This is a genomic window from Agromyces sp. GXQ0307 (assembly GCF_044769845.1).
In the GTDB taxonomy this organism is placed as follows: domain Bacteria; phylum Actinomycetota; class Actinomycetes; order Actinomycetales; family Microbacteriaceae; genus Agromyces.
Genome location: NZ_JBIZVY010000001.1, coordinates 953,270 through 974,183 on the forward strand (window position 1 = coordinate 953,270; position 20,914 = coordinate 974,183).

Annotated in this window: 18 protein-coding genes; 3 read left to right on the top strand and 15 right to left on the bottom strand. The window is 69.9% G+C overall.

Going from position 1 to position 20,914, the window contains the following annotated elements; all coding sequences use genetic code 11:
• Positions 1-95: 95 nt before the first annotated feature.
• The 3 genes from nrdE to nrdH are packed head-to-tail and all read right to left on the bottom strand — an operon-like array spanning position 96 to position 2,957.
• Complete coding sequence (gene nrdE / locus ACIQH8_RS04425) at positions 96-2,201, bottom strand: class 1b ribonucleoside-diphosphate reductase subunit alpha (RefSeq protein WP_155840817.1); 2,106 nt, start codon at positions 2,199-2,201, stop codon at positions 96-98.
• 35 nt (positions 2,202-2,236) lie between these two features.
• Positions 2,237-2,665 carry a class Ib ribonucleoside-diphosphate reductase assembly flavoprotein NrdI gene (gene nrdI, locus ACIQH8_RS04430; protein WP_400995252.1) on the bottom strand — a complete coding sequence of 143 codons (429 nt, stop codon included), beginning with the start codon at positions 2,663-2,665 and terminating at the stop codon, positions 2,237-2,239.
• Positions 2,666-2,723: 58 nt separating this feature from the next.
• Positions 2,724-2,957 carry a glutaredoxin-like protein NrdH gene (gene nrdH / locus ACIQH8_RS04435; RefSeq protein WP_154347074.1) on the bottom strand — a complete coding sequence of 78 codons (234 nt, stop codon included), beginning with the start codon at positions 2,955-2,957 and terminating at the stop codon, positions 2,724-2,726.
• Between the two features lie 602 nt (positions 2,958-3,559).
• On the opposite strand from nrdH, the gene ACIQH8_RS04440 reads away from it, so the two are divergent.
• Positions 3,560-4,378, top strand: coding sequence for an alpha/beta fold hydrolase (locus ACIQH8_RS04440; RefSeq protein WP_400995254.1), 819 nt, complete (start codon positions 3,560-3,562; stop codon positions 4,376-4,378).
• Positions 4,379-4,512: 134 nt separating this feature from the next.
• On the opposite strand, the gene ACIQH8_RS04445 is transcribed toward ACIQH8_RS04440, so the two are convergent.
• The 6 genes from ACIQH8_RS04445 to ACIQH8_RS04470 form a co-directional block, all read right to left on the bottom strand.
• Complete coding sequence (locus tag ACIQH8_RS04445) at positions 4,513-5,583, bottom strand: LacI family DNA-binding transcriptional regulator (protein WP_400995256.1); 1,071 nt, start codon at positions 5,581-5,583, stop codon at positions 4,513-4,515.
• 139 nt (positions 5,584-5,722) lie between these two features.
• Positions 5,723-6,829 (bottom strand): galactofuranose ABC transporter, permease protein YjfF, encoded by a 1,107-nt coding sequence (gene yjfF / locus ACIQH8_RS04450; protein ID WP_400995259.1) that lies wholly within the window; start codon positions 6,827-6,829, stop codon positions 5,723-5,725.
• Positions 6,826-7,863 carry an ABC transporter permease gene (locus tag ACIQH8_RS04455; protein ID WP_400995721.1) on the bottom strand — a complete coding sequence of 346 codons (1,038 nt, stop codon included), beginning with the start codon at positions 7,861-7,863 and terminating at the stop codon, positions 6,826-6,828. The genes yjfF and ACIQH8_RS04455 overlap by 4 nt, the downstream gene beginning before the upstream one ends.
• A 2-nt stretch (positions 7,864-7,865) precedes the next feature.
• Positions 7,866-9,551, bottom strand: coding sequence for a sugar ABC transporter ATP-binding protein (locus ACIQH8_RS04460; RefSeq protein ID WP_400995723.1), 1,686 nt, complete (start codon positions 9,549-9,551; stop codon positions 7,866-7,868).
• Positions 9,552-9,788: 237 nt separating this feature from the next.
• Complete coding sequence (locus tag ACIQH8_RS04465) at positions 9,789-10,772, bottom strand: ABC transporter substrate-binding protein (protein WP_400995261.1); 984 nt, start codon at positions 10,770-10,772, stop codon at positions 9,789-9,791.
• A gap of 232 nt (positions 10,773-11,004) precedes the next feature.
• The gene (locus tag ACIQH8_RS04470; protein WP_400995264.1) at positions 11,005-11,193 is read right to left on the bottom strand and encodes a hypothetical protein; all 189 of its coding nucleotides are present in this window, start codon (positions 11,191-11,193) and stop codon (positions 11,005-11,007) included.
• Here ACIQH8_RS04470 and ACIQH8_RS04475 point away from each other — a divergent pair.
• Positions 11,192-12,145 (top strand): NAD-dependent epimerase/dehydratase family protein, encoded by a 954-nt coding sequence (locus ACIQH8_RS04475; RefSeq protein ID WP_400995266.1) that lies wholly within the window; start codon positions 11,192-11,194, stop codon positions 12,143-12,145. The two genes, ACIQH8_RS04470 and ACIQH8_RS04475, sit on opposite strands and share 2 nt — an antisense overlap.
• 30 nt (positions 12,146-12,175) lie before the next feature.
• Here the strand turns inward: ACIQH8_RS04475 and ACIQH8_RS04480 are convergent, their stop codons facing one another.
• Entirely contained in the window at positions 12,176-12,763 is a 588-nt protein-coding gene (locus ACIQH8_RS04480) for an HhH-GPD-type base excision DNA repair protein (RefSeq protein WP_400995268.1), read from the bottom strand.
• Between the two features lie 117 nt (positions 12,764-12,880).
• On the opposite strand from ACIQH8_RS04480, the gene ACIQH8_RS04485 reads away from it, so the two are divergent.
• Positions 12,881-13,261 (top strand): glyoxalase superfamily protein, encoded by a 381-nt coding sequence (locus ACIQH8_RS04485; protein ID WP_400995270.1) that lies wholly within the window; start codon positions 12,881-12,883, stop codon positions 13,259-13,261.
• A 208-nt stretch (positions 13,262-13,469) separates the two neighbouring features.
• On the opposite strand, the gene ACIQH8_RS04490 is transcribed toward ACIQH8_RS04485, so the two are convergent.
• From ACIQH8_RS04490 to mmsA, 5 genes are all read right to left on the bottom strand, one after another.
• On the bottom strand, positions 13,470-14,717 hold the full coding sequence (locus tag ACIQH8_RS04490; RefSeq protein ID WP_400995272.1) for a LacI family DNA-binding transcriptional regulator: 1,248 nt from the start codon (positions 14,715-14,717) through the stop codon (positions 13,470-13,472).
• An 11-nt stretch (positions 14,718-14,728) separates the two neighbouring features.
• Entirely contained in the window at positions 14,729-16,252 is a 1,524-nt protein-coding gene (araA, locus tag ACIQH8_RS04495; RefSeq protein WP_400995274.1) for an L-arabinose isomerase, read from the bottom strand.
• Between the two features lie 76 nt (positions 16,253-16,328).
• Positions 16,329-17,936 carry a xylulokinase gene (locus tag ACIQH8_RS04500; RefSeq protein ID WP_400995277.1) on the bottom strand — a complete coding sequence of 536 codons (1,608 nt, stop codon included), beginning with the start codon at positions 17,934-17,936 and terminating at the stop codon, positions 16,329-16,331.
• A gap of 143 nt (positions 17,937-18,079) precedes the next feature.
• Positions 18,080-19,324 (bottom strand): multiple monosaccharide ABC transporter permease, encoded by a 1,245-nt coding sequence (gene mmsB / locus ACIQH8_RS04505; protein ID WP_400995280.1) that lies wholly within the window; start codon positions 19,322-19,324, stop codon positions 18,080-18,082.
• 32 nt (positions 19,325-19,356) lie between these two features.
• Positions 19,357-20,886 carry a multiple monosaccharide ABC transporter ATP-binding protein gene (gene mmsA, locus ACIQH8_RS04510; protein ID WP_400995282.1) on the bottom strand — a complete coding sequence of 510 codons (1,530 nt, stop codon included), beginning with the start codon at positions 20,884-20,886 and terminating at the stop codon, positions 19,357-19,359.
• Positions 20,887-20,914 lie beyond the last annotated feature (28 nt).

The following is a 20,914-nucleotide window of genomic DNA, read 5'->3' on the forward strand; positions in this document are numbered from 1 at the left end:
GTTCTGTCCTTATCTTCAGGAGTCGGTCTCGATATGGGGTCTCGATACGCTCCGGCTTCGCCGGTGCTACTCGACCACCGGAACGTGAGAAATGCTCACAGAGTGCAGCTGACGCACATTTCCAGCTCTGTGCCCTCGAGGGCCTGCTGACGCAGCCGGATGTAGTAGATCGTCTTGATGCCCTTGCGCCACGCGTAGATCTGGGCCTTGTTGATGTCGCGGGTCGTCGCGGTGTCCTTGAAGAACAGCGTGAGCGAGAGGCCCTGGTCGACGTGCTGCGTCGCCGCGGCGTAGGTGTCGATGACCTTCTCGTAGCCGATCTCGTACGCGTCCTCGTAGTACTCGAGGTTGTCGTTCGTCATGAACGGCGCCGGGTAGTAGACGCGGCCGAGCTTGCCTTCCTTGCGGATCTCGATCTTCGACGCGATCGGGTGGATCGACGACGTCGAGTTGTTGATGTACGAGATCGAGCCGGTCGGCGGCACCGCCTGGAGGTTCTGGTTGTAGATGCCGTGCTCCTGGATGGAGGCCTTCAGCTCCTGCCAGTCGTGCTGCGTCGGGATGTGCACGCCGGCGTCGGCGAACAGCTCGATGACCCGTGCGGTCTGCGGCACCCACGCGGCATCCGTGTACTTGTCGAAGAACTCGCCCGACGCGTACTTCGAGTCGGCGAAGCCGTCGAAGGCCTCACCGCGCTCGATCGCGATCTGGTTCGACGCGCGCAGCGCGTGGAAGAGCACCGTGTAGAAGTAGATGTTCGTGAAGTCGATGCCCTCCTCGCTGCCGTAGTGGATGCGCTCGCGGGCGAGGTAGCCGTGCAGGTTCATCTGGCCGAGGCCGATGGCGTGCGACTTGTCGTTGCCGTCTTCGACGGACCGCACCGACGAGATGTGCGACATGTTCGACACGGCGGTGAGGCCGCGGATGGCGGTCTCCACCGTCTTGCCGAGGTCGGGCGAGTCCATCGACAGCGCGATGTTCATCGACCCGAGGTTGCACGAGATGTCCTTGCCGATCTGGGCGTAGGAGAGGTCTTCGTTATAGGTCGTCGGCGTGTTGACCTGGAGGATCTCGGAGCACAGGTTCGACATGTTGATCCGGCCCTTGATCGGGTTGGCCTTGTTCACCGTGTCCTCGAACACGATGTAGGGGTAGCCCGACTCGAACTGGATCTCGGCGATCGTCTGGAAGAACTCGCGCGCGTTGATCTTCGTCTTCTTGATGCGCGGGTCGTCGACCATGGCGCGGTAGTTCTCGGTGATCGGCACGTCGCCGAACGGCTTGCCGTAGACGCGCTCGACGTCGTACGGCGAGAAGAGGTACATGTCCTCGTTGTTCTTCGCGAGCTCGAACGTGATGTCGGGCACGACGACGCCGAGGGAGAGCGTCTTGATGCGGATCTTCTCGTCGGCGTTCTCGCGCTTGGTGTCGAGGAACCGCATGATGTCGGGGTGGTGCGCCGACAGGTACACGGCGCCGGCACCCTGGCGCGCGCCGAGCTGGTTGGCGTACGAGAAGGAGTCCTCGAGGAGCTTCATCACGGGGATGATGCCCGACGACTGGTTCTCGATCTGCTTGATGGGCGCACCCGACTCGCGGATGTTCGAGAGCAGGAGCGCCACGCCGCCGCCGCGCTTCGACAGCTGCAGCGACGAGTTGATGCCGCGGGAGATCGACTCCATGTTGTCTTCGATGCGGAGCAGGAAGCACGAGACGAGCTCGCCGCGCTGCGCCTTGCCCGTGTTGAGGAAGGTCGGCGTCGCCGGCTGGAAGCGGCCGGAGATGATCTCCTCCACCAGCTCGGTCGCGAGCTGCTCGTCGCCCTGCGCGAGGCCGAGCGCGGTCATCACGACGCGGTCTTCGAAACGCTCGAGGTACCGCTTGCCGTCGAAGGTCTTCAGCGTGTAGCTCGTGTAGTACTTGAACGCGCCGAGGAAGGTCTCGAAGCGGAACTTCTTCGAGTACGCCAGGTCGTTGAGCTGCTGGATGAACTCGAACGAGTACATGCCGAGCGTCTCGGGCTCGTAGTACTCCTTCTCGACGAGGTAGTCGAGCCGCTCCTTCAGCGAGTGGAAGAAGACCGTGTTCTGGTTGACGTGCTGGAGGAAGTACTCCCGCGCCGCCTCCTTGTCCTTCTCGAACTGGATCTTCCCGTCGGCGCTGTAGAGGTTCAGCATCGCGTTCAGGGCGTGGTAGTCCATCCCCGAATTGCTCGAGCGCGGTGCGTCGATGACCGCTACGCCACTGTCGCCTGCGGCGCCTGCTGCTGCGTTGACCAAAATGCGTCCAATCCCTCGTCGACGGCGCGAACGTCGTCTGGTGTTCCGAATACTTCGAAGCGATACAGGTGCGGCACGTGGCACTTCGCGGCGACGATGTCGCCGGCGAGGCCGTAGCCGGCACCGAAGTTGGTGTTGCCCGCGGCGATCACGCCGCGGATGAGTGCCCGGTTGTGCGGGTCGTTCAGGAACCTGATGACCTGCTTGGGCACGGCGCCCTTGCCGTCCCCTCCCCCGTACGTGGGCACGACGAGCACGTAGGGTTCGTCGGCGACGAGCGCGGCATCCTTCGCGTGGAGCGGGATGCGCGTCGCCGGCCGTCCGAGCTTCTCGATGAAGCGCGCGGTGTTGCCCGACACGCTCGAGAAGTAGATGAGGTTCGTCATGTCAGCCCCATGGCCGGTGGTCGAGTAGCCGCGCGAAGCCGGCGTATCGAGACCCCGGTTACGCGAGCCGGCTCGCCAGCTCGTCGATCTTGTCGGGGCGGAAGCCCGACCAGTGACCTTCGTCGGTGATGACGACCGGGGCCTGCAGGTAGCCGAGCTCCTTGACCGCGGCGAGCGCGGTCTCGTCCTGCGACAGGTCGAGCACCTCGTACTCGATGCCCTTGCTGTCGAGGGCGCGGTACGTGGCGTTGCACTGGACGCAGGAAGGCTTGGTGTAGACCGTGACCGTCATCTCTGTGACCCCTCTTCTCTGGCTCCTCCAGGAGCCTTTCCCCCGGTGTTGCTTCGGTCCTTCAATACTACATCTAGTGCCTGACCAACGGAATGACCCCAAGATGATGTAGTTACATTCGTGTAGTTTTCCACCGCGTCATCCACAGTCCATCAACAGTCCGAAGCTGGGCTGATCGGCGGATTTCCGCGGGTCGCATTCGGGTTCTCCACAGGTCGGCTCATTCGAGCGGCGTCGGCCTGTGAATGGATGTCGGGCGTGTCGTCGGCGTGTCGCCCGCGCACCACGCCGGCACGAGGCATCCGCACCGCCCTGGCGACGGCGCGACGACCCCCGCCTGCGACGAGCTCACGCGACATACCGGCTCCCCCGACCCGACATCTGGCCCTCATCGGCCTGCCGACCACAAGATGTGGTGGCGTCCGCAGGTAATGCTGCCACCACCCACCGACATTGCGGCGACGGGTGCCACGGCGCGTCGCGGCATCCGCCCCCTACCGGCATCCGACCGCCCGGGTTAGCCTGACGACGGACCAGACCGACGCAGCCCAGACCCGATGCAGCAGCACCGACGCAGGCTCGGCCCTGCGAGGGAGGACCGCATGTCCCACACCGTCATCTCGCACGACGGCGCCTCGATCGCCTACGACCGCGAGGGCGAGGGCCCTGCCGTCATCCTCGTCGGCGGGGCGTTCCAGTTCCGGGCGTTCGACCCGGCCACCAAGCAGCTCGCGACCGCCCTTGCGAAGCGCGGCTACACCGTCGTCAACTACGACCGGCGCGGGCGCGGCGAGAGCGCCCACGACGTGCCCATGGGCCTGCACGAGACGCTCGCCGACCTGCGCGCGATCGTCGCCGAGCTGCAGCGCATCCACGAGCTCGGCGAGGGCGTGGCGCTCTTCGGCAACTCCTCCGGCGGCGCGATCGCGCTCGCGGCCGCGGCGCACGGGCTGCCCGTGACGGCGATCGTCGCGTTCGAGGTGCCGATCGGCGCAGAGCAGGGGGCGGATGGCGCGGAGTTCCTCACCGGCCTGCGCGAGCGCATCGCGGGCGACGACGCCGACGCGGTCGTCGAGTACTTCATGAAGGACATGCCGCCAGAGTGGCTCGAGCAGGCGAAGGGCACCCCAGCCTGGCCCCTTATGGTGCGCATCGGGCCGAGCCTCGAAGCGGATGCCGAGTCCCTCGCCTGGTCGCAGTCCGCGCCGCACGCCGAACTGCTCGGGTCGATCGAGGCGCCCACGCTCGTGCTCGTCGGCGAGGACGGCGCGCCCGCCGAGATGGCGCCGGCCGCCGACGCGATCGTCGCCGCGATGCCGAACGCCTCTCGTGGCACCGTGCCCGCGGTGCAGCACTCCTGGCAGCCGGAGACCATGGCCGCGCGCATCGCCGACTTCCTCGACGCGCACGTGCCGCGCTGACGCCCGCGCCGCCGCCCGGCCGCGTTCGTCGGCGACATCGCTCGACGAAATGCCACTTTCGCCGGGTACGGCACGATGATTCCTGGCGAAAGTGGCATCCCGATCGGGATCGAACGCGCGCACGGCAGCGCGCGTCAGGAGGAGACGGCGGTCCGGTCCCCCGCCGTCGACGCAGTGCCCGCCGCCGGCGACACCGCGCCCAGCGCAGCCGTGCTCGCACGCACGACGAGGTCGGGCACCCGCGGCGCCGGCATGCGATCGTCGTCGTTCAGCACGGCCAGCACGCCGGCCATGGCGTCGCGGCCGAGTTCGACGAAGTCCTGCCGGACGGTCGTGAGCGGCGGCGCGAAGAACTCGGCCTCGGGGATGTCGTCGAACCCGACGACGCTCACGTCGCCGGGCACCGAGCGCCCCGCCTCGGCGAGCGCGTGCATGACGCCGAGCGCCATCTGGTCGTTCGAGACGAACACGGCCGTCATCTCGCGATCCTCGGCGAGCGCGCGGCCGTGCACGTAGCCGCTGCCCGGCGACCAGTCGCCGACGAGCGGCTCGCGCGCCGGCAGGCCGTGCTCGCCCAGCACGGTCGCCCAGCCGCGCACGCGCTCCGCGGCATCCATCGCGTCGGTCGGGCCGGCGACGTGCCGGATGCTCCGGTGCCCGAGCCCGATGAGGTGCTCGACCGCGAGCCGGGCGCCCGCGTACTGGTCGAGCCAGACGCGGTGCATCGAACCCCGGTCCTCGGATGCCACGGCGACGACCGGCACGCCGAGCTCGATGCCGTCGAGGGCATCGAGGGCCGCGCGCTGCGCGGCGATGAGCACGATCGCCTCGACGTTCTGCCGCACGAGGAGTTCGGCCGTGGAGCGCATGCTCGCGGCATCCGTCTCGAGCATGCTCGCCGTGATGACCGAGTAGCGCGCGTCGCGCGCGGCCTCGTTGAAGTGCAGCGCGGTGCTCGAGGGGCCGTAGTCGGGGGCGCCCGTCACGATGAGGCCCACGGTGCGGGTGCGACGGGTGACGAGCGCGCGGGCGGCTGGCGACGGCACGTACCTGAGCTGCTTGATCGCCTGCTCCACCCGGGCGCGCGTGGCGGGACGCACGTTCGGCAGGTCGTTGAGCACGCGCGAGACGGTCTGGTGCGACACTCCGGCGAGCCGCGCCACGTCGAAGATCGTCGCGGCCCTGGCCTTCTCGTCGTCGCCCACTCGCCGTCCGGCTCCCTGCCTCGCGCCCGATGCGCGCTCGTTCCCCGCCATCATCCCATCGACCCGTTCCGGACCGGGGAGACTTCCGTCTCTCGACCGGGGCGCTGAGCCCAGGGCGGGTGCGACGGATGCCTCGCCCTCACCGTCGCCTGGCCGTCAGCACCTTCTGCAGGATGATGAAGACGAGCAGCAGCGCGCCGATGAAGATCTTCGTCCACCACGACGAGAGCGTGCCCTCGAAGGTGATGATCGTCTGGATCACGCCCAGCACGAGCACGCCGAGCACCGAGCCGAGCACGAAGCCGTAGCCGCCCGTCAGCAGCGTGCCGCCGATGACGACCGCGGCGATCGCGTCGAGCTCGGTCCCGATCGCGGTGAGCGGATAGCCGGACAGCGTGTAGAACGTGAACAGCACGCCCGCGAGGCCCGAGCAGAAGCCCGAGATGACGTAGACGAGCACCTTGGTGCGGGCGACCGGCAGGCCCATGAGCAGACCGGATGTCTCGCCGCCGCCGATCGCGTAGACCGTGCGACCGAAGCGAGTGCCGTGCAGCACCCACACCGCGATCGCGACGACGACCAGCGCGATGATCACGCTCGGGGTGATCGAGAGGCCCGGCCCCAGCGGGATGCGCGAGACCGCGAGCTGGATGAACGTCGGGTCGGTGATCGAGATCGACGACTGGCTGATGACATAGCAGAGGCCGCGGGCGAGGAACATGGCCGCAAGCGTCGCGATGAACGGCTGCACCTTGAACACGTGGATCATGAGCCCGACGAGCAGCCCGAGGATGCTCGTCAGCACCAGGATCAGCGGGATCACGACGCCCGGCGACCATCCGGTCTGCAGGAGGCTCGCGGCGATCATGCCCGACAGGGCGACGACTGCGCCGACCGACAGGTCGATGCCGCCCGTGAGGATCACGAACGTCATGCCGACCGCGAGCACGATGAGGTACGCGTTGTCGACGAAGAGGTTGAGGAAGACCTGGCCGGAGAAGAAGCCGCGGTAGCGGAAGCCGCCGATCACGAAGATCGCGACGAACAGCAGGCCGGTGACGGTGACGGGTCCGTACTTGGGGCTCGTGAGCACGCCGAGGGCGGCGGCGAGCGGCCCGCGTCGGCCGGGGCCGCCATCCGGACCGGTGCCGCGGCCGGTGCCGCGCCCCGCACCGCTGCCGCGACGGATGCCGCGCCCGGAGCGCGACGGTCGGTTCGTCGTGGGCGCCTCGAGGATCTCGGTCATGATGCGGCGACCCCCTTCCCGGATCGGACGGCGAGCCGTCGTCGGAACCCGCTCAGCGCCTCGGCGGTCGTGGGCGACTGGAGCAGGCACACGGCTGTGACCACCGCGGCCTTGAAGACCATCGTCGCGATCGGCGGGATGCCGACCGTGTAGACCGTGGTCACGAGCGTCTGGATGACGAGCGCCCCGACGAGCGTGCCGACGAGCGAATAGCGCCCGCCCGCGAGGGACGTGCCGCCGATGACGACGGCGAGGATCGCGTCGAGCTCGATGAAGAGGCCCGTGTTGTTCGCGTCGGCCGCGGCCGTGTTCGCAGTGAGGATGAGCCCCGCGATCGCCGCGCAGAACGCGCAGAACGTGTAGACCGCGAAGAGCAGCCCCCGCGCCCGCACACCGGCCTGGCGACTCGCCTCGGGGTTGATGCCGACCGACTCGATGAACATGCCGAGCGCGGTGCGCCGGGTGAGCAGCGCCGCGACGCCGAACACGACCGCCGCGATGATCACCGCCACCGGCACGCCGAGCCAGAACCCGGAGCCGAGGAACTTGAACGGCGGGCTGTTGACCGTGAGGATCTGGCCCTCGGTGATGAGCATCGCGACGCCGCGGCCGGCCGTCATCAGAATGAGCGTCGCGATGATCGGCTGGATGCCGAGCACGGCGACGAGGAACCCGTTCCACACGCCGAGCACCAGCGAGATGAGGAGCGCGACCGACACGGCGACCGCGACCGTCGCGAGGCTGCCCGGGTTCGGCGAGCCCAGGATGATCGAGCACGCGACCGCGCCCGAGATCGCCGCGACCGCGCCGACCGAGAGGTCGATGCCGCGCGTGGCGATGACGAGGGTCATGCCGACGGCGATGATGAGCGTCGGCGCGCCATTGCGCAGGATGTCGATGAGGCTGCCGAACAGCTGCCCGTCGCGCACCGTGATCTCGAAGAACCCGGGGAACGCGACCAGGTTGATCGCGAACAGGACGAGCAGCATGACGACCGGCCAGAACAGCCGGCTCGACGCCATCTTGGCGAGCATGCTCACGAGCGGCCTCCTTCGGGGGCGGGGGTGGTGGGGTCGGTCGGCTTGGCGCCGGGGTCGGATGCCGCGGCATCCGGTGCGCCGAGGTCGACGGCCGGGGCCGCCGAAGAAGCGGGGGCGGATGCCGCGTGGCCGGCGCCCGCGGCGACGGCCACGGCCGGTGTGCGCTCGTCGAGCGCCTCGTCGTCGGAGGCGACGCGCCCGTCGGCGATGAGCGCGAGCAGCGCGTCGACGGTGAGCCCGTCGTTCTCGAGGTCGGCCACGACCGTGCGGTCGCGGAGCACCGCGACCCGGTGGCTGAGCCGCAGCACCTCCTCGAGCTCGGCCGAGATGAACAGCACGCTCATGCCGTTCTCCGCGAGGTTGAACACGAGCTTCTGGATCTCGGCCTTCGCCCCGACGTCGATGCCGCGCGTCGGCTCGTCGAGGATCAGCAGGCGGGGTGCGATCGCGAGCCACCTCGCGAGCAGCACCTTCTGCTGGTTGCCGCCCGAGAGGTTGCGCACGAGCGCGTCGGGGTTGCCGGGCCGGATGTTCAGCGCCTGGATGTAGGACTGCGCGAGCTCGTCCTGCTTCTTCTTCGGGATCGGCCGCGCCCAGCCGCGATCGGCCTGCAGCGCGAGCACGATGTTGTCGCGCACGCTGAGGTCGCCGACGATGCCCTCGTCGCGGCGGTTCTCCGACGAGAACGCGATGCGCTTCGAGATCGCCTGACGCGGGGTGCGGAGGCGCACCTGCTCGCCGCCGATCGTGAGTTCGCCCGTGTCGGCGCGGTCGATGCCGCCGAGCAGGCGCGCGAACTCCGTGCGGCCCGAGCCGAGCAGGCCCGCGAGCCCCACGACCTCGCCCGCCGCGATCGGCAGGTCGGCCGGGGAGATCGCCCCGCGACGGCCGAGCTTCGACGCCGAGACGAAGGTCGCGGCATCCGTCTCGTCGACGACCGCCGCGCGCGCCCGGTGCTCGAGGTCGTCGAGCGCGGTGAGCTCCTTGCCGATCATCTTCTGCACGAGGTCGATGCGGAGCAGCTCGTCGGTCAGGTACTCGCCGACGAGCTTCCCGTTGCGGAGCACGGTGAGCCGGTCGCAGATCTCGTACACCTGGTCGAGGAAGTGCGAGACGAAGAGGATGGCGACGCCCTGCTCCTTGAGCGAGCGGATGACGCGGAACAGCTCGGCGACCTCGTCGGCGTCGAGGCTCGACGTCGGCTCGTCGAGGATCAGGACCTTCGCGTTCACGTCGATGGCGCGGGCGATCGCGATGAGCTGCTGCACGGCGAGCGAATGGTCGCCGAGGAGCGAACCCGGGTCGACGTCGAGGTGCAGGCCCGCGAGGAGCTCGGTGCTGCGCCGGCGCATCGCGCGCCAGTCGATGCCGCCGAAGCGTCGCGGTTCGCGGCCGAGCATGATGTTCTCGGCCACGGACAGGTTCGGGAGGAGGTTGACCTCCTGGTAGACCGTGGAGATGCCCGCGGCCTGCGCCTGCGCCGGCCCCGAGAACGAGACCTGCTTCCCCGCGAGGGTGATCGTGCCGGCGTCGATGCCGTAGACGCCGGTCAGCGCCTTGATGAGCGTCGACTTGCCCGCGCCGTTCTCGCCCATGAGCGAGTGCACCTCGCCGGGGAACATGCGGAAGTCGACGCCGTCGAGCGCCTTCACGCCCGGGAAGCCGATCGAGATGCCGCGCATCTCGACGACCGGGGCCGGTGCCGGCGGCGCAGTCGCCGCCGCGACGGATTCGGTCTGCTGGGTCACGGTGCTCTCCATCGAGTCCGCGAGCGGATGCGGCATCCGCTCGTCTGCGCCTGGCGGCGCCGGATCGCCGCGGCTCGGCGGCGGGTGGGACGAGGGTACCGGGTGCGCGGCATGGACGACCGCGCACCCGGCTGGGCCGGCGGGCGCCGCTCGGGCGCCCGCCGGTCCGGGTCAGTACTGGCGGGTGGGCAGGGCCTCGATCGCCTCTTCCTGCGTGAAGGTCGTCTCCTCGGTGATGATGCGCTTCTCGGGCGTCTCACCGTCGTTGATCTGCTTCACGATGTCGACGAGCTGCGCGCCGAGGAGCGGCGAGCACTCGACGATGAAGTTGATCTTCCCGTCGGCGAGCGCCTGCATGCCGTCCTTGACCGCGTCGACCGTGACGATCTTGATGTCCTCGCCCGGAACCAGGCCGGCCGCCTCGATCGCCTCGATCGCGCCGAGGCCCATGTCGTCGTTGTGCGCGTAGATGAGGTCGACGTCGGGGTTCGACTTCAGCAGCGCCTCGGTCACCTGCTTGCCGCCCGCACGCGTGAAGTCGCCGGTCTGGCTCGCGACGACCTCGAGGTTCGGGTTGGCGGCGATGACCTCGGCGAAGCCCTCGGCGCGGTCGATGGCGGGAGCGGCACCGGTCGTGCCCTCGAGCTGGATGATCTTCACCGGCTCGGTCGTGTCGGCGTACTCGTCGAGCACCCACTGGCCGGCCTTCTCACCCTCCTCGACGAAGTCGGAGCCGAGGAAGCTCACGTACAGCGAGTCGTCCTGCGAGTCGACAGCCCGGTCGGTGAGCACCACGGGGATGCCGGCGGCCTTCGCCTCGTTGAGCACCGCATCCCAGCCGGTCTCGACGACGGGCGAGAACGCGATGACGTCGACCTGCTGCTGGATGTACGAGCGGATCGCCTTGATCTGGTTCTCCTGCTTCTGCTGCGCGTCGGAGAACTTGAGCTCGATGCCCGCGTCCTCGAACGCGGCCTGGATGTCCTTGGTGTTGGCGGTGCGCCACCCGGACTCGGCGCCGACCTGCGCGAAGCCCACGACGAGCTCGTCGAGCGGCTTGGGACCCTCTGCTGCGGCATCGCCGCCGGCGGCGCATCCGGTGAGGGCGAGGAGCATCGCGCCGGTGGCGGCGGCGATGCCGATGAGCTTCTTCATCAGCTGGAACCTCCTTGTTCACTGCCGGCGTCTGGGGCTGCTGCGGAGTCTCGGTGCGCCGGGCGGCCAGTCCGTTCGGGCCGCGCTTGGAATGTTAGCGCTCACAAGTGAGCGCTCACAAGTGCGATTTCGAAAACGGATGCATCATGGCGACGGGGCGATCTTGGTGCTGGTGTTATTCCCAGATCAGAAGGCGAATCAGTCGCCCGTGCTCGTCGCCGAATCGTGCGCGTCATCCCGCCTCATGCACCGGTTGTGATCGCTCATTTCCCGCACGCATGACCTTGAGGTCGGGCGCCAGCCCGCACGGCGGCACCGCCTGCGCGACGCAGCCTGGGTGCCGGATGCTGCGTCGTCGCGTCGCCCGCCGGCCGCGCGCGTTCACCTGCACGACACAGCGCACGGGCAGGATGCTGCTCATGAGCGAACCCGAACACCTCATCGTCGGCGCCGGTCCGGTCGGCACCGCCCTCGCCCTCCGCGCCGCCGAGGCCGGCGAGCGCGTGCGCGTCGTCACGCGTTCGGGCCGAGGGCCGCGGCATCCGCTCGTCGAACTCGTCGACCTCGACGCCGCGGATCGCGACCGGCTCGCGGAGGCCGCCGCCGGCGCCCGAGTCGTCGTCAACTGCGCCAACCCCGGCGCCTACCCGCAGTGGGAACGCGTGTGGCCGCCGCTCGCCGCCTCGATCCTGCACGCGGCCGAGGCATCCGGCGCCGTGCTCGTCATCATGGGCAACCTGTACGGGTACGGGCCGGTCGACGGACCCATGCGGCAGGGCACGCCGCTTCGGCCCTCCGACCACAAGGGCGCGCTGCGCGCCCGGATGTGGGAGGAGGCGCTCGCCGCCCACCGCGCCGGCCGCGTGCGCGTCACCGAGGCGCGCGCGTCCGACTACCTCGGGCCGACGGCGCCGACCGCCAACGGGCTGCTGCCCCGTTATGCCGCCGCGACGCTCGCCGGCAGGTCGGCGACCGTGTTCGGCGACCCGGACGCCCCGCACTCCTGGACGGCGGTCGACGACATCACCGCGACGCTCGACGTGCTCGGCCGCGACGAGCGCGCCTGGGGTCGCCCCTGGATCGTGCCGTCGAACCCGCCCGCCAGCGTGCGCGAGGTGCTCACCGCGCTCGGCGAGCGCGCGGGCACCGGTGCGCCGACGCTGCGACGGATGCCGCGGTGGGCCCTCTCCGTGATGGGCCTCGTCGTGCCGGTCCTGCGCGAGGTGAACGGCGTGCTCTACCAGTTCGAGCAGCCGTTCGTCGTGGATGCCGCGGAGACGACCGACACGTTCGGCCTCGAGCCGACCGACTGGTCGGCCCTGCTCGACGCGACCGCGCGGGCGTGGCACCAGCGGGCGGTCGCGGGGCGCTGAGCCCGGCGGCGGGCCCGCGTCGTCCGGCCCCTACTGCTTGGCGGCCTTCGCCGCCGCCTTGGCGGCCTGCTTCGTGGCACGGACCTTCGCGAGCGACTCCGGGTCGACGATGTCGGCCACCGACGCGAACGACCCCTCGTCGCCGTAGTGGCCGGCGGCCTCGCGCCATCCGCTCGCCTCGAGCCCGCACTGCTTGCCGAGAAGCGCGAGGAAGATCCTCGCCTTCTGCTCTCCGAACCCCGGCAGCGCCTTCAGCCGCTTCAGGACCTCGGCGCCGTCGGGGTCGCCGTGCGTCCAGATGGCGGCGGCGTCGCCGCCCCACTCGTCGCGGACGGCCGCGGCAAGCGACTGCACCCGACCGGCCATCGATCCCGGGTACCGGTGGACGGCCGGCGGCTGCTTGAACGCGTCGACGAACCGCTCGGGGTCGACCGCCGCGATCTCGGCCGGCTCGATCGTGCCGACCCGGTCGCGGATCTTGGCCGGGCCCGCGAACGCCGTCTCCATCGCGACCTGCTGGTCGAGCAGCATGCCCGTGAGCAGTGCGAACGCGTCGCTGCCCAGCAGTTCGTCGGCAGCGGCATCCCCGGTGATGTTGAGCGTGGTCATGGGGTCCATCCTCCCACCGTGATCTCCGTGCTATTCCGGACAGGAACTGTCCGCATCGCGCGCGACACTGGAGGAGTCAGCCCAGCCGGGACATCCGTCGCCGGCCCGAACAGGAGGACCACCACCATGGACTGGAAGATCGAGCTCATCCACGTGCCCGTCACCGACGTCGACCGCGCGAAGGCCTTCTACGTCGAGAAGCTCGGCTTCACCGCCGACCACGACCAGCGCGTGAACGACGACCTGCGGTTCGTGCAGCTCACCCCGCCCGGCTCGGCGTGCTCGATCGCCTTCGGCGAAGGCCTCGGCGGCACGCTCGAGCCCGGAACGCTCGACGTGATCCAGGTCGTGATCCCCGACGCCGACGCCGTGCTCGCCGAACTGCGCGCGAAGGGCGTCGAGTGCGAAGGCGTCGACGAGCAGGCCTGGGGCCGGTTCATCACGCTCGCCGACCCCGACGGCAACCGCTGGACGCTGCAGCAGCTGCCCGACTACTCGGCCGCCTGAGGCGACGGATGCCGCCCGGCCGGGCCGGCGGCCGCGCGCGCCCGGCGACCGGTCCGGCCCGGCGACCGGGGCCCGGTCGAGGCAGCAGTCGCACGATTCGCAGGATGAGACGGCTCATGCCCTCCCATGCGACCCCATCGCGCGGCTCATCCTGCGAATTCACCCGACCGGGCGCGAACCTGAGCGGCACCGGGGCGGCTCGGGCCGCTCAGCCGCGCGGCGCCGCGGTGCTCGCGCGCACGACGAGCTCGGGCACGCGCGCAGTGCGATCGGGCGCTGCCGCCTCGTCGCGCAGCACGTCGGCGACCGTCGCCATGATGTCGCGGCCGAGCGAGTCGAAGTCCTGCCGCACGGTCGTGAGCGCAGGCGTGAAGTACCCCGCCTCGGGGATGTCGTCGAACCCGACGACGCTGAGGTCGCCCGGCACCGAGACGCCGGCCTCGTGGCACGCGTGCAGCAGGCCGAGGGACATCTGGTCGTTGCCGACGAAGACCGCGGTCGCCCAGCCGTCGGCGAGCAGGCGGCGGCCCGCCGCGTGACCGGATGCCGCGAGCCAGTCCCCCGCGAACGATTCGCGCACCTCGAGCCCGTGGGCCTCGAGCGCGGCGGCGAAGCCGCGGCGGCGTTCGGCGGCGTCCATGGAGTCGGCGGGGCCCGCGACGTGCACGATGCGCCGGTGCCCGACGCCGATGAGGTGCTCGGTCGCGAGCCGGGCCCCCGCGGCCTGGTCGAACGAGACGCGGTGCAGGCCCGGTTCGGGTTCGGATGCCACGGCCACGAGCGGCACGCCCGCGTCGATGCCGCGCAGCACGTCGATGCCCTCGCGCTCCCCCGAGATCAGGACGATCGCCTCGACGCGCTGCAGCACGAGCCGGTGCACGGCCTGCCGCAGCACGTCGGCGTCGAGCGTGCGCATGCTCGCCTGGCTGACCGCGTACCCCGCTTCGCGGGCCGCCTCGTTGAACCCGAGTGCGGCGCTCGACGGGCCGTAGTCGGGGCGTCCGGCCTGGATGAGCCCGATCGACCCCGACCGCCGCTGCGCCATGGCGCGGGCCGTCGGCGAGGGCGTGTAGTTCAGCGCGGCGATCGACTCGCGCACGCGCGTGCGCGTCGCGGCGGCGACGCCGGGCAGGTCGTTGAGCACGCGCGACACCGTCTGGTGCGAGACCCCGGCGTGCCGCGCGACGTCGAACATCGTCGGCACGCCGGCCGGGTCGGTCGACGGTGGGGCGGATGCCGCGGACTCGGCGGCCGACGCGCGCGGCGCGGCCGCGGCATCCGCTCGCGTCGCGTCACCGCCGGCGCCGGATGCCCCGACCGGACCGTCGCCGGCCCGCGCCGAGGCATCCGCGCCGCTCTCGGGCACGACCGGCGTGTCGGCCGGTTCGGACCCGGGCCCGGACGCGGCGCGGGCGCGGGCCTCCACCGCCCGACCCGCTGCGTCCGCACCTCTCACGGAGCCCTCCCTCAGAGGCCCTGCGCCAGTCGGTAGTAGGCCTGGTTCCACCGTACTTCGCGCTGGAACTCGCGCAGGTCGGTCGACTCGTCGATGACGAGCAGCTCGACCTGGGCCATCTCGGCGAAGTCGCGGAACACCTCGACGCCCACGGCGGTCGACATGACCGTGTGGTGCGCGGCGCCCGCGGTGAGCCACGCGGCGGCCGAGGTCTGGAAGTCGGGGGCGGGCTTCCAGATCGCGCGGCCGACGGGCAGCTTCGGCAGCGCCTCGCGCGGCGCGACGTTCTCGACGACGTTCGCGGTCAGGCGGAAGCGGTCGCGCATGTCCGACAGGGCGACGACGACCGCGGGGCCGGGGTCGGCGGTGAAGACCAGGCGCACCGGGTCCTCCTTGCCTCCGATGCCGAGCGGGTGGATCTCGAGCGAGGGCTTGGCGGTCGTGATCGACGGCGCGACCTCGAGCATGTGCGCGCCGAGGATCAACTCGTCGCCGGGCGTGAGGTCGTACGTGTAGTCCTCCATGAGGGTCGCGCCGCCGGGCAGGCCGGCGCCCATGACGTTCGCGACGCGCACCATGATGGCGGTCTTCCAATCGCCCTCGGCGCCGAAGCCGTAACCCTCGGCCTGCAGGCGCTGCACCGCGAGACCCGGCAGCTGGCGCAGCGCGCCGAGGTCCTCGAACGACGTGGTGAACGCGCCGAAGCCGCCCTCCTCGAGGAACGAGCGCAGCCCGATCTCGATGGCCGCGCCGTAGCGCAGCGACTCGTGCCGCTCGCCACCGCGCCGCAGCTCGGGCGCGACGTCGTACTCCGCTTCGTAGACCGCGACGAGCGCGTCGATGTCGGCATCGGATGCCGCGTGCACGGCGTCCGCGAGCTCGTTCACGCCCCACGTGTTGACCTGCACGCCGAACCGAAGTTCGGCTTCGGTCTTGTCGCCCTCGGTGACCGCGACGTAGCGCATGTTGTCGCCGAAGCGCGCGAGCTTCAGCGAACGGGATGCCGCGAGGCCGGCCGCCGCACGCTGCCAGGTGCCGAGCTCGCGCTGCACGCGCGGATCGGACGCGTGGCCGACGATCGTCTTCCGCGGCACGCCGAGGCGGGTCTGGATGTACCCGAACTCGCGGTCGCCGTGCGCCGCCTGGTTGAGGTTCATGAAGTCGAAGTCGATGTCGCCCCACGGCAGTTCGACGTTCGCCTGCGTGTGCAGGTGCGCGAGCGGCTTCTGCAATGCGTCGAGTCCGGCGATCCACATCTTCGCCGGGCTGAACGTGTGCATCCACGCCACGACGCCGATGACGTTCGCGGCGGCGTTCGCCTCGAGCGCGACCTGCTTGATCGCGGCCGAGTCGGTGAGCACGGGCTTCCAGACGACCGTCACGGGCACGTCGGATGCCGCGTCGAGCGTCTCCGCGATGGTGCGCGACTGGTCGGCGACCTGCGCGAGCGTCTCGGGGCCGTAGAGGTGCTGGCTGCCGGTGAGGAACCAGACCTCGACGCCGTCGAGCGAAGTGGTGAGCGGGGTGCGGGTCATGTGCGTGTCCTTCTGTTGCTGGGTTCGAGTGCGGTGAGCGGATGCCTCGTGGCGGATGCCTCGGACACCCGCCGGGTCAGATGGCCGCGACGGCGGCGGCCTCGGCGGCGAGGCCCGCGGCGTAGCGGTCGAGGTAGGCGGCGAAGCCGGCGACATCCGCCGGGTCGGGGTCGGCGACGTCGATCGCAGCGCCCGCGAACACCCGCTCCGAGAGGTACGTGCCGAGGTCGAGCTCGTCGGCGGCGCCGAGGTAGGCGGCGAGCACCGCGATGCCCCACGCGCCGCCCTCCGACGCCGTCTCGCCGACCGCGACGGGCGCGTCGAGCGCGCCCGCGAGGAAGCGCTGCGCGACCCCCGCGGTGCGGAAGATGCCGCCGTGCGCGAACATGCGGTCGAGCCCGACGCCCTCGCCGTGCAGCACGCGCATGCCGAGCGCGAGCGTGCCGTACACGCCGTAGATCTGCGCGCGCATGAGGTTCGCGAGCGTGAGCCGACTGTCGGGCGTGCGGACGACCATCGGCCGCCCCTCCTCGAGGCCCGCGATGGGCTCGCCCGCGAGCTGGTTGTACGCGATGAGGCCGCCGGCATCCGCCTCGCCCTCGAGCGCCTCGCGGAACAGCGCCTCGAACACCTCGTCGCCGGACAGCTCAGTGCCCGCGGCCGCGGCGAACCGCCCGAAGACGCCCGCCCACGCCGCGAGCTCGCTCGCGCCGTTGTTGCAGTGCACCATCGCGACGGGGTCGCCCGCGGGCGTCGTCACGAGGTCGAGCTCGTGGTGCGCATTCGCGAGCGGACGCTCGAGCACGACCATCGCGAAGATGCTCGTGCCGGCGCTGACGTTGCCGGTGCGCGGCGCGACCGCGTTCGTCGCGACCATGCCCGTGCCGGCGTCGCCCTCGGGCGGGCAGAACGGGATGCCGGCGCGAAGCGCGCCCGTCGGGTCGAGGAGCGCCGCGCCCGTCTCGGTGAGCTCGCCCGCGACACGGCCGGCGGGCAGCACCTCGGGCAGCAGATCGGCGACCTTCAGCCCGGGAGCGCGCGACGCGACGAGCTCGTCGTAGGCGCCGACGAGGCGGGCGTCGTACGAGCCGGTCGCCGAGTCGATCGGGAACATGCCGGATGCGTCGCCGACGCCGAGCACGTTCCGGCCGGTGAGCTTCCAGTGCACGTACCCGGCGAGGGTCGTGAACGAGCGGATGTCGCCGACGTGCGCCTCCTCGTCGAGCACCGCCTGGTGCAGGTGCGCGATGGACCAGCGCAGCGGGATGTTGAGCCCGAACCGCTCGCTGAGCTCGGCGGCGGCCGGGCCGGTCGAGGTGTTCCGCCAGGTGCGGAACGGCACGAGCAGCTCGCCATCGGCGTCGAACGGGAGGTAGCCGTGCATCATCGCCGAGACGCCGAGCGCGCCGAAGGTCTCGGGCACGATGTCGTGGCGGCGCCGCGCGTCGGCGACGAGGTCGGCGTACGCGGCCTGCAGGCCCGACCAGACCGACTCGAGCGAGTAGGTCCAGCGGCGGTCGAGGAACTCGTTCTCCCACTCGTGGCTGCCGACCGCGAGCACCTCGGTCGGATCGGGGCCGACCAGGCAGGCCTTGATGCGGGTGGAACCGAGCTCGATGCCGAGGGACGTGCGCCCCTCGAGAATCGCGCTGCGCGCGGCATCCGTGGTCATGGTCTCGCTCATCGTCGTGCGTCTCCACTGGGTTCGTTAGCGCTAACAGTGCCCAATGTTAGCGCTAACGGAGCCGCCGGCCAAGCCCCGGGAACACGACGAGGGGCGGATGCCACGTGGCATCCGCCCCTCGCCGTCTCAGGAGGAACTGCGGGTCAGTGCCCGCCCGACCGACGCTTGTTGTACACGTCGAACGCCACCGCGAGCAGCAGCACGAGACCCTTCACGGCCTGCTGCCACTCGATGCCGATGCCCATGATCGACATGCCGTTGTTCAGGACACCGATGATCAGACCACCGATGATCGCGCCGCCGATCGTGCCGACGCCGCCCTGCACCGCCGCGCCGCCGATGAAGGCCGCCGAGATCGCCTCGAGCTCGAAGCCGTCACCGGCCTTCGGCCCGGCGAGGTTCAGGCGGGCCGTGAAGATGAGGCCCGCGAGCGCCGCGAGGAAGCCCATGTTCACGAACAGCCAGAAGTCGACCCGGCGGGTCTTGATGCCCGAAAGCTCGGCCGCGTGGCGGTTGCCGCCGATGGCGTAGATGTGGCGACCGAACACGGTGCGGTTCATCACGACGCTGTACACGAGCACCAGCACGCCGAGGATGATGAGCGTGACCGGGATGCCCTTGTACGACGCGAGCGCGTAGGCGAAGAACCCGATCGCCGCCGAGATCAGCACGAGCTTGGTGATGAACCAGGCCAGCGGCTCGACGTCCTGCGAGTACTTGACCCGGCCGCGCCGGGTGCGCACCTGCTGCACGACGAGGATCACGATCGCGAGCGCGCCCACGCCGAGCGTCAGCGGGTCGAGCTCGAACTCGCCGAACACGTTCGAGAGGAAGCCGTTGCCGAGCGCACGGTACTCGGTCGGGAACGAGCCGATGTTCGCGTTGCCGAGGACGACGAGCGCGAGGCCGCGGAAGATGAGCATGCCCGCCAACGTCACGATGAACGCCGGGATGCCGACGTAGGCGATCCAGAAGCCCTGCCAGACGCCGACCAGGGCGCCGATGACGAGCGAGAGCAGCACCGCGAGCCACCACGGCAGGCCCCATTGGACCGCGAACACGCCCGAGCACGCGCCGACGAACGCCGCGACCGAACCGACCGACAGGTCGATGTGGCCGGCGATGATGACCATCACCATGCCGATCGCGAGGACGAGGATGTACCCGTTCTGCACGACCAGGTTCGAGATGTTCTGCGGCCGCAGCAGGATGCCGTCGGTGAGGAACGAGAACAGCACGACCACCGCGATGAGCGCGATGAAGATGCCGTTGCGGCCGAGGTCGCTGAGGACGTGGGTCAGCCGGTCCGTGAACTTGTTCTGGACGGGGTTGATGTTGCTGCCCGCCGCGTGGGTCTCCTCGACGGTGGGGGGATTCGGGTTCGACATGATGTCTCCTGAGGTGTTCCGTCAGCCGCGGGCTAGCGGGGCTTTTCCATGGTCATGAGCTTGAGCATCGACTCGGGCGTGGCCTCCTCGACGGGCAGCTCGCCGGTGATGCGTCCCTCGGAGAGGGCGTAGACGCGGTCGCAGATGCCGAGCAGTTCGGGCAGCTCGGACGAGATCACGATGATCCCCTTCCCTGCGGCAGCCAGCTTGTTGATGATCGTGTAGATCTCGTACTTGGCTCCGACGTCGATGCCGCGCGTGGGCTCGTCGAGGATCAGCACGTCGGGGTCGGAGTAGATCCACTTCGACAGCACGACCTTCTGCTGGTTGCCGCCCGAGAGCTTGCCGGTCTTCACCAGGACGCTCGGCGCCTTGATGTTCATCGACCTGCGGTACTCGTTCGCGACCGCGTACTCCTCGTTGTCGTGCACGAGGCCGTACTTCTCGAGCTTCTTCAGCGACGCCATCGAGATGTTCCGCTTGATGTCCTCGATGAGGTTCAGGCCGTACGTCTTGCGATCCTCGGTCGCGTACGCGATGCCGTTCTCGATCGCCTCGGCGACCGTGCGGGTCTTGATCTCCTTGCCGCGGAGGAACACCTTGCCGGAGATGCGCGACCCGTAGGTCTGGCCGAACAGGCTCATCGCGAACTCGGTACGGCCCGCGCCCATGAGGCCGGCGATGCCGACGATCTCACCGGCGCGCACCGTGAGGTTGACGTTGTCGACGACGACGCGCGAGGTGTCCTGCGGGTGGTGCGCCGTCCAGTCCTCGACCCGGAGCAGCTCCTCGCCGAGGTTCGGCGTGTGGTCGGGATAGCGGTGCTCGAGGTCGCGACCCACCATGTCCTTGATGATGCGGTCTTCCGTGACATCCTGCTTCGCGATCGTCTCGATCGTCTTGCCGTCGCGGATGACCGTGACGGTGTCGGCGACCTTCTTGATCTCGTTCAGCTTGTGGCTGATGATGATCGACGTGATGCCCTGCCCCTTGAGGTGCAGGATCAGGTCGAGCAGGTGGTCGGAGTCCTCGTCGTTGAGGGCCGCCGTCGGCTCGTCGAGGATCAGGAGCTTCACTCGCTTGGAGAGCGCCTTCGCGATCTCGACCAGCTGCTGCTTGCCGACGCCGATCTCGCGGATCTTCGTGGTGGGGTTCTCCTTCAGGCCCACCCGGGCGAGCAGCTTGGACGCCTCGAAGTTCGTCTTGTTCCAGTCGATGAGACCGCCGGCGCCCTTCTGCTCGTTGTTGAGGAAGATGTTCTCGGCGATCGAGAGGTAGGGGCTCAGGGCGAGCTCCTGGTGGATGATGACGATGCCCTTGGCCTCGGAGTCGGTGAGGTCCTTGAACTCGACCTCCTCGCCCTCGAAGACGATGGCGCCGTCGTAGGTGCCGTGCGGGTAGACGCCCGACAGCACCTTCATGAGCGTGGACTTGCCTGCGCCGTTCTCGCCGCAGATCGCGTGCACCTCGCCGCGTTCCACACCGAGGTTGACGTTCGCGAGCGCCTTGACGCCGGGGAAGGTCTTCGTGATGCCGCGCATCTCGAGAATGTGGTTGGTCATCCCTTGCTCCTGCTCCATTGCCGGTGTG